The sequence below is a fragment of the Thermaerobacter litoralis genome, assembly GCF_054654595.1.
This window is the reverse complement of record NZ_BAAIES010000007.1, coordinates 1-9,285: the sequence shown is the minus strand read 5'-3', so window position 1 is coordinate 9,285 and position 9,285 is coordinate 1. Positions and strand designations below refer to the sequence as shown.

The 9,285-nt window shown below is 74.5% G+C and carries 7 protein-coding genes and 1 riboswitch; of the genes, 2 read left to right on the top strand and 5 right to left on the bottom strand.

All coding sequences use genetic code 11. The features are described 5' to 3' along the window. From ACYQ02_RS05360 to namA, 4 genes are all read right to left on the bottom strand, one after another. Positions 1-695: ABC transporter ATP-binding protein (locus tag ACYQ02_RS05360; RefSeq protein ID WP_460039417.1), on the bottom strand; the 695-nt coding region annotated here is incomplete at its 3' end. Positions 696-755: 60 nt separating this feature from the next. Then, positions 756-2,114 carry a FecCD family ABC transporter permease gene (locus ACYQ02_RS05355; protein WP_460039416.1) on the bottom strand — a complete coding sequence of 453 codons (1,359 nt, stop codon included), beginning with the start codon at positions 2,112-2,114 and terminating at the stop codon, positions 756-758. Between the two features lie 9 nt (positions 2,115-2,123). Further along, positions 2,124-3,167: an ABC transporter substrate-binding protein gene (locus ACYQ02_RS05350; protein ID WP_460039415.1), complete on the bottom strand. Its 1,044-nt coding sequence runs from the start codon at positions 3,165-3,167 to the stop codon at positions 2,124-2,126. A gap of 144 nt (positions 3,168-3,311) precedes the next feature. After that, positions 3,312-3,518: riboswitch (cobalamin riboswitch) on the bottom strand. Positions 3,519-3,700: 182 nt separating this feature from the next. Beyond that, positions 3,701-4,744, bottom strand: coding sequence for an NADPH dehydrogenase NamA (gene namA, locus ACYQ02_RS05345; RefSeq protein ID WP_460039414.1), 1,044 nt, complete (start codon positions 4,742-4,744; stop codon positions 3,701-3,703). A 256-nt stretch (positions 4,745-5,000) separates the two neighbouring features. Here namA and ACYQ02_RS05340 point away from each other — a divergent pair, with 256 nt between their 5' ends. Both ACYQ02_RS05340 and ACYQ02_RS05335 read left to right on the top strand, forming a co-directional pair. Then, positions 5,001-6,281 carry a M24 family metallopeptidase gene (locus ACYQ02_RS05340; protein ID WP_460039413.1) on the top strand — a complete coding sequence of 427 codons (1,281 nt, stop codon included), beginning with the start codon at positions 5,001-5,003 and terminating at the stop codon, positions 6,279-6,281. 118 nt (positions 6,282-6,399) lie between these two features. Further along, positions 6,400-7,188 carry an enoyl-ACP reductase FabI gene (locus ACYQ02_RS05335; protein ID WP_460039412.1) on the top strand — a complete coding sequence of 263 codons (789 nt, stop codon included), beginning with the start codon at positions 6,400-6,402 and terminating at the stop codon, positions 7,186-7,188. 119 nt (positions 7,189-7,307) lie between these two features. On the opposite strand, the gene ACYQ02_RS05330 is transcribed toward ACYQ02_RS05335, so the two are convergent. After that, positions 7,308-9,285: efflux RND transporter permease subunit (locus ACYQ02_RS05330; RefSeq protein WP_460039411.1), on the bottom strand; the 1,978-nt coding region annotated here is incomplete at its 5' end.

Genomic DNA, 9,285 nt, shown 5'->3' with positions numbered 1-9,285 from the left:
TGCCGCATGACCCGGGCCGGCTCGCCGGCCGCCACCACCCGGCCCTCCTGCATCAGCACCAGGCGCTGGCAATAGAGGGCGGCCAGGTTGAGGTCGTGGAGCACGGCCACCAGGGTCAGGCCCAGGCGGCGCCGCAGCCGCTCCAGCAGGTCCATGACGTCGACTTGGTGCCGCAGGTCCAGGTGGGTCGTGGGTTCGTCCAGCAGCAGGACCACCGGTTCCTGGGCCAGGGCCCGGGCCAGCACCGCCTTCTGCCGCTGGCCGGCGCTGAGGGTGGCCAGCGGCCGCCCGGCCAGGGCCTCCAGCCCGACCCAGCGCAAGGCCTGGGCGACCACCTCCCGGTCCCGCGGCCCCTCCTGTGCCCACAGCCCCTGCAGGTGGGGGGTCCGACCCAGGGCCACGTACTCCTCCACCGTCAGGGAGGGGGGCACGCCTGCGTCGACGCCGGCCACGGCCATGCGCCGTGCCCGCCGCTCCGGCCCCCAGGCCCGCAGCTCGGTGCCGTCCAGCCGCACCTGGCCGGCCCAGGGCTGGAGGTAGCCGGAAAGGGTGCGCAAGAGGGTCGTCTTGCCCGAGCCGTTGGGGCCCGCCACCGCCAGCCACTCCCCCCGCCGGACCGCCAGGGTGACCCCGTCCAGCACCGGGTCGGCGGCGTAGCCCACCCGCACGCCCAGCAACTCCAGGGCAAAGCCCATCCCGTCCACCTCCAGCCCGGCCGGCACGGCCCACAGGCCGCGGGGGTCCCGCCGGCTTCGTCACAGGTCGCGGCCGGTGGCGTGGCGGCGCAGCAGCCACAGGAACCACGGCGCCCCGGCCAGGGCCGTCACCACGCCCACCGGCAACTCGGCCGGTGCCAGGACCACCCGCGCCACGGTGTCGCAGAGGATCAGCACCGTGGCCCCCGCCAGCACGGTGCCCGGCAGCAGCCGCCGGTGGTCCGCCCCGACCAGCATCCGGACCCCGTGGGGCACGATCAGCCCGACGAAACCGATGACCCCGCTGACGCTGACCGCCGTGGCCGCCAGCAGGGAACCCGCCACCACCAGGCGCCGCTTGACCGCCTCCACGTCGATGCCCAGGTGGTGGGCCGCCTCCTCCCCGAGCCACAAAGCGTTGAGGGCACGGACCTGGCCGGCCAGCAGGCCGATGCCGATCCCGGCAGCGATCGTCAGGGCGATCGCGTCCCGCCAGCCGGCGCCCGAGAGGCTCCCCAGCAGCCAGAAGACCAGGGGCCGCAGGCGCTCGCCGCTCAGGAACACCAGCAACGAGACCAGGGCTCCCAGCAGGGAGGCGACCGCCACGCCCGCCAGCAGCAGGGTGCCGACGGCCAGCCGGCCGCCGACCCGGGCCAGGCGGGCGACCATCAGGACCGCCGCCAGGGCGCCGGCGAAGGCGCAGGCGGGCACCAGGCCAAAGCCCAGGGCCCGCGCGGCGGCCACGGCCAGGGCCCCCAGGTTCGACCAGGGACCGCCACCGGCCCCCGGCAGTCCCGCCGCCGGGGCCGCCCCGGCCGCCGCCTGGGCGAAGGCCTGCAGCATCAGGTACGCCACCGCCGCGCCCAGGGCGCCACCGCTGGAGACCCCCAGCACGTAGGGATCGGCCATGGGATTGCGGAACAACGTCTGAAAGGCGCTGCCGGCGGCCGCCAGGGACGCGCCGACCAGGCCCGCCAGCAGCACCCGGGGCAAACGGATGTCCAGGAGGATCCGGGCCGGCGGCGACGGGTCCGTCCCGCCGGCCTCGCCGGTCCCTCCCGCCACCCCGCCCAGCAGGATCCGCAGCACCTGCCCCGGCGGAACCTCCACCGCCCCCAGCCCCGTGGCCAGGACCAGAACCAGCACCAGGGCCACGGCGAGCCACCCCAGCGCCAGGCCCCGGCGCCTGGCCGGGGCGGGCCGCCCGGCCCGGCCCGCCCGCCCCGTGGCGCCCGGTCCTACGGCCACCCCGGCGGCACCCGAGCCCGCCCTGGCGCCCGCACCGCCGTCCGGGCCCGGGCTCAGGGCGTCAGGTCCCGGCTCCACACCGGCCGCGCCGGCTTGGGCCGGTTCGTCCCCCGCCGGTCGGGGCCGCCGCGGCCCCTTCTCCTTCCTGGCCGCCGCCTTGTCGCGACCCACCGCAACCCCTCACTGGAACCGGTCGGGGTAGAACCAGCGGGCCAGCTGTTCGAGGCCCTCCACCAGCCGCGGCCCCGGCCGGCTGATCAAATCGTCGTCGATCATGTAGATCCGCCCTTCTTTGACGGCGGTGATGCCCTCCCAGCCGCTGCGGGTCCCGGCCTTGAGCTCGTCATAGGAGCTCTTCAGGGACGCCGGCACCACGATGACCTGGGGATCCTGGCGGACCACCTCTTCCAGGCTGATCTGCGGCCACGCCTGCCCCGTCCCCTCGGCCACGTTGACGCCCCCGGCCGCCACGATGACGTCGTGGATAAAGCCGCCGGGCCCGACGGTCATCAGGGGATCGTTCCAGACCTCGTAGAACACCCGCACCCGCTGGTCCTTTGGCACGTCGGCCACCCGCTGGCGCACCGCGTCGATGCGGGCCTTCATCTCGGCCACCACCTGCTGCGCACCCGCCTGGGCGTCGACCAGCTCGCCGATGCGCTGGATGCGCTCGAGCACGTCGTCCAGGGTGGCCGGCTGGATGACCGCCACGGGGATGCCCAGTTCCTCCAGCTTCTTGACCTGTTCCTCGGTGCCGCCGATGGTCAGGGCCAGGTCGGGTTCCAGGGCGACGATCTGCTCGTAGTTCGTGTCGGTGAGGCCGCCCAGCTTGGGCAGGTCCTGGACCTCCGCGGGGTAGTCGCTGAAGCTGTCGACCCCCACCACCCGGTCGCCGGCCCCGATGGCGAAGAGGATCTCGGTGTTGCTGGGCGCCAGGGAGACGATCCGCTCGGGCCGGGCCTCCAGGGTAACCTGGCGGCCGGCGTCGTCGGTAAAGGTGTATGGGTACTGGGTCTGGGGTGCCGCGGCCGACGCTCCCTCCCCGGACGAACCGGCCGGCGCGCCGCCCGCGCCCGGCTCCCCGGCCGGCGCCGGGCTGCCGCCCCCGCCGCAGCCGGCCACCACCAGGGCCACGATCAATAGGGCCGCCAGCAGGCCGAGGCCCCGCCGGAGACCCCGGCCGGGCCGGGTTCGACCCGCCCGGCGCTCAGACCACCATGCCATCATCGCCGATTCCCCTCTCCACGAAAGATGCCGACATGAGATGCAGACATGCGGAAAGTGAAAACCCCGGCCTTGGCGTCAGCAGGCCGGGGCTCAGGTCCCCCTCCAAGGGTGCACCCGGTACGTACCTCCTTTCGCCGAAGGCGTACGTACACGGTCCAGGCAGGTCTCCTGGCTCCCGGATCCTGGCCGCCGCCCGGCCTTCCCGCAGCCCGGACCCCGCAGGGCCGGCGGCCGCAGTGGCACGCGTGGGGCGACGACTCCCCGGTCACAGTGGCGGGACCGCGCCGGATTCGCACCGGACTTCCCTATTCTCCCCCGGGTGGGGGCACCTGGACCGTCACGCGGATTCGGTTGTCCGCAACCATTTTAGCAGGGGCTGGCAGGGCGAACAACGGCCTCGCCGGGCCCTCACCCTCACCCGCGGCCGCACCCTTCCGGCGGCCACGGGGATGGAACGGAACCCCAGGACCGGCTGCCGGCCGGGGCCGCGTCGCAGAGGACGATGGGGCCCGGCTGGCGGCGGGCCGGCGTCAACGGCGGGCCCGCAGGTACTGGCGGGGCCAGTCCACCTCCACGCCCAGCTCCCGCGCCGCCCGCAAGGGCCAGTACGGCTCCCGCAGCAGCTGGCGGGCCAGCAGGACCACGTCCGCCTGGCCCGTGCGGATCACGTGGTCGGCCTGGGCAGGCTCGGTGATCAGGCCGACGGCGCCGGTGGCCACGCCCACCCGGCGGCGCACCTCGGCGGCGAAAGCCGTCTGGTAGCCGGGACCCTGGGGGATGGGCTCCGGCGGCACGACGACCCCGCCCGAGCTGCAGTCGACCAGGTCGACCCCCCGCTCCCGCAGGGCCTGGGCCACCGCCACGGTGTCCTCCAGGGTGATGCCGCCCGGCGCCCAGTCCACCGCCGAGAGCCGCACCCACAGCGGCCGGTCCTCGGGCCAGGCGGACCGGACGGCCTCCACCACCTCCAGCAGCAGCCGCATGCGGCCCTTGAGGTCGCCGCCGTAGGCATCGGTGCGCCGGTTGCTCAGGGGCGAGAGGAACTGGTTCAGCAGGTAGCCGTGGGCGGCGTGGATCTCGATCAGGTCGAAGCCGGCCCGCTGGGCCCGCCGGGCCGCCGCGGCGAAGGCCTCGACGATGCGGGGGATCTCGCCGGCGCCCAGCTCCTGGGGGGTGGGCCACCCCTCGGCGAAGGGAATGGCCGACGGGGCCACCGCGGGCTCCGGGCCGGCGCCCTTGTTGGGCGACCAGGCCTTGCGGCCCGCGTGGGCCAGCTGGATGCCCACCGGCACCCCATGGTTGTGGCAGAACTGGACGATCCGCTCGAGGGGCGGGATCTGGTCGTCCCGGTAGAGTCCCAGGTCGGCGTCGCTGATCCGGCCCCGGCTCTCCACCGCCGTGGCCTCGACGATGATGAGTCCCACGCCACCCACGGCCCGCGAGCCGTAGTGGACGAAGTGCCAATCGTTGGCGCGGGCGTCGGTGCCGGCGCTGTACTGGCACATCGGGGACATGACGATGCGATTGCGCAGGGTCAGGCCGCGAAAGGTGATGGGGTCGAACAAACCCGGCATGGCGCTCACCTCGACGGCGCCATTATCCCCCTCCCCCTCCCCCGCCTCAAGCCCCGTGCCCGGCGCGGGCCGGTCTCCCCTGAGACCGACCCCGCCCGCAGAGCCCCCCGTAGGGCCCGTCTCCCATGAGACCGGCGTCTTGCACACAGCCCCCTGTGGAGGCCCGTCTCCCCTGATGCCGGGCCCTCCCCCCGGCACGGGCAGGGATTCCTGCCGCGGAACGCCAAACTAGGGTCTCGGAAGCGAGGTGTCGCCGTTGACCGACGAACGGGGACAAGCCCCGGAACCGCCGGAGCCGCCGGCACCACCGGCACCGCCGGGTCCTCCCCCGGCGGCCGATCGCCCGCCGTACCGGCCTGCGGGCGCCGGCGGGGCGGGCATCGACCGGCCGGTCCTAGACGCCGCCGTCTACCGGCGCCGCCAGGAAGCCTTGCGGTCGGCCCTGGCCGCAGAAGGCCTCGACGCCGTCCTGGCCGTGGGCCGGGCGTTCTACGAGCGGGGGGGCCCCGTGGCCTTCCTCTGCGGCCACCAGGCGCCGGCACCGACGGCCGCGGCCGTGCCCGGCTATGAGGGCTGGGGCCAGTCCCTGCTGGTGGTGCCCCGCCGGGGCCCCGTGGTGCTGATCGCCGATGCAGCCCGGCCGGAGACGGTGGTGGCCGACCAGGTGGAGATCACCCCGGCCCACTGGGGAGCCCTGGCGGGCTGGCTCCAGCGCCTCGGGCTGGCCACCGGCCGGATCGGCGTCGCCGGGTCGGACCTCTGGTCCTGGGCCGCCTTCCGCGCCGCCGCCCAGGCCCTGCCGGGGGTGGAGTGGGTCCCCGCCGACGCCCTGGCCAGCCGGCCCCGCCGGATCAAGGAACCGGAGGAACAGGCCCTGCTGGCCCGCGCCGCCCAGGTGGCCGACGTGGGCCTGGCCGCGGCCCTGGAGGTGCTCCGGCCCGGGCTGACCGAACAACAGCTGGGCGCCGCAGGGACCGCCGCCGCCCTGGCGGCGGGCGCCGACTTCGTCCGTTACTTCCGGGTCCACACCGGGGCCTGGTCCCTGCTCAGCTTCCGCTGGCCCCAGGCTACGGAGCGCCGGGTTCGTCCCGGGGAACCGGTCGCCTTCGACATCATCGGTGCCCGCAGCGCCTACCAGTTCGACGTGCTGCGCACGGCCCTGGTCCGGCCCGTGACGCCGGAACTCGAGCGGCTGGCGGCGGCCACGGAGGCGTGCCTGGAGGCCGTGCTGGCCCTCTGCCGGCCCGGTGCGGCGGTGGCCGACCTCCTGGCGGCCGCCGCCGGCGCCGCCGAACGCTACGGGTTCGCCGGCCGGCTGGCCCCCTTGCTGGGCCACGGCATCGGCCTGGAGACCGTGGAGGAGCCCCTGCTCATGCCCGGGGTCGACGACCGGCTGGAGGCCGGGATGGTCCTCTGCATCGAGCCGGCCCTGCGGGTACCCGGGCTCGGCGGCTACAGCATCGAGGAGATGATCGTCGTCGAGGAGGAGGGCCCCCGCCTCCTGACGCGGGCGCCCCGCCGGCCCACCACCGGCTAGGCCGGGCCTCCGGCCCTGGCGAAGGCACGGAGAAGGCGCGAGCAGGCAACCCCTTTACGCGAGCAGGCAACCCCTTTATATGAGCAGGCAGCCCCTCTCTCGAGAAAGGGTGACGAGCGTGGCGGCAACCATCCCCGCCGGCCTTCTGGCAGGCAAGCGCGCCCTGGTCTTCGGGGTCGCCAACAAGAACAGCATCGCCTGGGCCATCGCCCGGGCCCTGGACGCGGCGGGCGCCGAGCTGGCCATCGCCTATCAGAACGAGCGGCTCGGCGAGCGGGTGCTGAAGCTGGTTCCGGAGCTGCGGCAGGAACCGCTGCTGCTGGAATGCGACGTCAGCGACGACGGCCAGATCCAGCGGGCCTTCGCCACCGTGGCCGGCCGCTGGGACCGGCTGGACGTGCTGGTCCACAGCCTGGCCTATGCCCCCAAGGAGGCCCTGGAGAATCCCTTCGTGGAGACGACGCGGGACGACTTCCGGGTCGCCCTGGACATCAGCGCCTACTCCCTGGTCGCCCTGGCCCGCGCGGCGCGTCCCCTGATGACCGCCGGCGGCGCGATCCTGACGATGACCTACTACGGCGCCCAGAAGGCGGTGCCCAACTACAACGTGATGGGCGTGGCCAAGGCCGCCCTGGAGGCCTGCGTCCGCTACCTGGCGGCCGACCTGGGGCCCCAGGGCATCCGGGTCAACGCCATCTCCGCCGGCCCGATCAACACCCTGGCCGCCCGCGGCGTCCGCAACCTGACGGACTTCATCAAGACCCACGCCGAGCGCTCGGCGATGAAGACCAGCATCACCCAGGAGGACGTGGCCCACGCCGCCCTCTTCCTGGCCAGCGACCTGGCGGCCCGGATCACCGGGGAGGTCCTCTTCGTCGACGCGGGCTATAACATGATGGGCGTGTGAGCCGCCGGTGCCTGAACGGCAGGCGCAAGGGCGGGGGCGCCCCGAGGGGCGCCCCCTTTCCCTGATCCGGATGACGCACAATCGGGATGACGGCGCAGCCCGCCCCGCCGGTCCCGAGCCTACCGGCCGGCCTCGGCCAGCCCCGCCTCACCGCCCGGCGCCACCGGGGCTCCTTCCCGCCGGAGGAACCGGCCCAGCCGGCGCAGGGCGTCGTCCAGCAGGCTGTAGGCCACCGGCACCAGCACCAGGGTGACCAGGGTGGACATCAACAGCCCGTAGATCACCACCACCGCCAGGGGCCGCAGCAGCTCCGAGGACGCCCCCGTCAGGTAGGCGAAGGGCACGAGCCCCAGGTTGGTGGTCAGCATCGTCATGAGGATCGGCCGGAGCCGCACGGGACCGGCCTGCAACAGGGCCTCGTCCCGCGCCAGCCCCCGCCGGCGCAGCACGTTGGTGTAGTCGACGAGGACGATGGCGTTGTTCATCACCACGCCGATCAGCATCAGGAAGCCCAACAGGGCCGTCACCCCGATGGGGACCCGGTGCAGGGCGAGCCCGGCCACCGCCCCCACCACCGTCGGCGGCAGGCAGAACAGGATGACCAGGGGGTGGAAGAAGGATTCGAACTGGGCCGCCATGATCAGGTAGACCAGCAGGATGGCCAGGACGATGGACAGCCCCAGGGAGCGGAAGGTCTCGTTCATCCGCTCCGCCTCGCCGGCCACCTCCCACGTCATGCCGGCCGGCCAGTCCATGCCGCCCAGCACCCGGCGCAGCTCGGCCGAGACCTCCCCCAGGGGACGGCTGCCGTCCAGGTGCACCGCCACGATCACCTGCCGCCGGCCGTCCTGCCGGGTGATGGCCAGCGGCGCCCGTTCCACCGCCACCTGGGCCACGTCGCCCAGGCGGACGATCCGGCCCGCGGCCGAGCGCAGCGGCAGGTCCTCCAGGACCCCGTACTGGGGCCTCGCGCCCTCCGGCAGCATCATCCGCACGTCCCACTGGTCGCTGCCCGTGCGCACCCGCGCCACCGTCATCCCGTCCAGGGCGGCCCGCAGGGCGACCTCCACCTCCTGGACCGACAGGCCCGCCCGGGCCAGGGCGTCCCGGTCGGGGCGGACGACCACCTCGGGCCGGGTTTCCCGCAGGCTGTTGTCCGCGGCCGCCACGCCCGGCAGCTGCCGGGCCCGTTCCACCACCCGGTCCGCCATGCGGGCCAGAAGCTCCGGATCGTCCCCGGCCACCTGGACCTCCAGCTGGCTCAGACCGCCGGCCATCACCGACGACGCCACCGTCGCCTGGATCTCGGCGCCGGGGATGGTGGCCAGCCGGGGCTCCAGCCAGCGCAGGACCTCGAACACCGACCGGTCCCGTTCCCCGACGGGAACCAGGACGGCCGTCACCGTCGCCTCGTTGGTCGCCGCGGCGGCCGTGCTGAACCCGCCGCCGGCGGCCCCGACGGTGGTCACCACCCGATCGGCCTCGGGGATGTCCATCAGGAGCGCCTCGACCCGGCGCGCCACCGCCGCCGTCTCTTCCAGCCGGGTCCCCGGCGGCATCCGCACCGTCACCTGGATCTGGCCGCTGTCCGCCTGGGGCAGGAACTCGGACCCCAGCCACGGGGTGGCCGCCAGGCTGGCCACGAAAGCCGCCAGCGCCACCGCCATCACCAGGCCGCGCCGGCGCAGGCTGGCGGCCAGCAGCCGGCGATAGAGGCGCTCCAGCCCCTCGACGGCCCGGTGGAAGCCCTGAAGGAGCCGGGACGGCTCGTAGTGGGCGCCCAGCACCCGGCCCGCCAGCATGGGGACAAAGGTGACGGACCCGAACAGGGCGGCGGCGTGGGAGAAGATCACCGCCAGCGCCAGGGGCGTGAAGAGCTCCGCCGCCAGCCCGCCCGTCAACATCATGGGGAAGAACACGGCCCCCTGGGCGATGGCCGAGGCCGTCACCGCCGCCGCCACCTCGGCCGTGCCCTGCTCGGCCCCCTCCAGGGGCGGCGTGCCCCGCATCCGGTAGCGGTGGATGCTCTCGATGACGACGATGGCGAAGTCGACCAGCGAGCCGATGCCAATGAGCAGCCCGCCCAGGGAGACGATG

Excerpts from the sequence above, each read along its gene's own strand:
- namA (WP_460039414.1), bottom strand. The coding sequence starts at position 4,744 with ATGCCGGGTTTGTTCGACCCCATCACCTTTCGCGGCCTGACCCTGCGC.
- ACYQ02_RS05350 (WP_460039415.1), bottom strand. The coding sequence starts at position 3,167 with ATGGCATGGTGGTCTGAGCGCCGGGCGGGTCGAACCCGGCCCGGCCGG.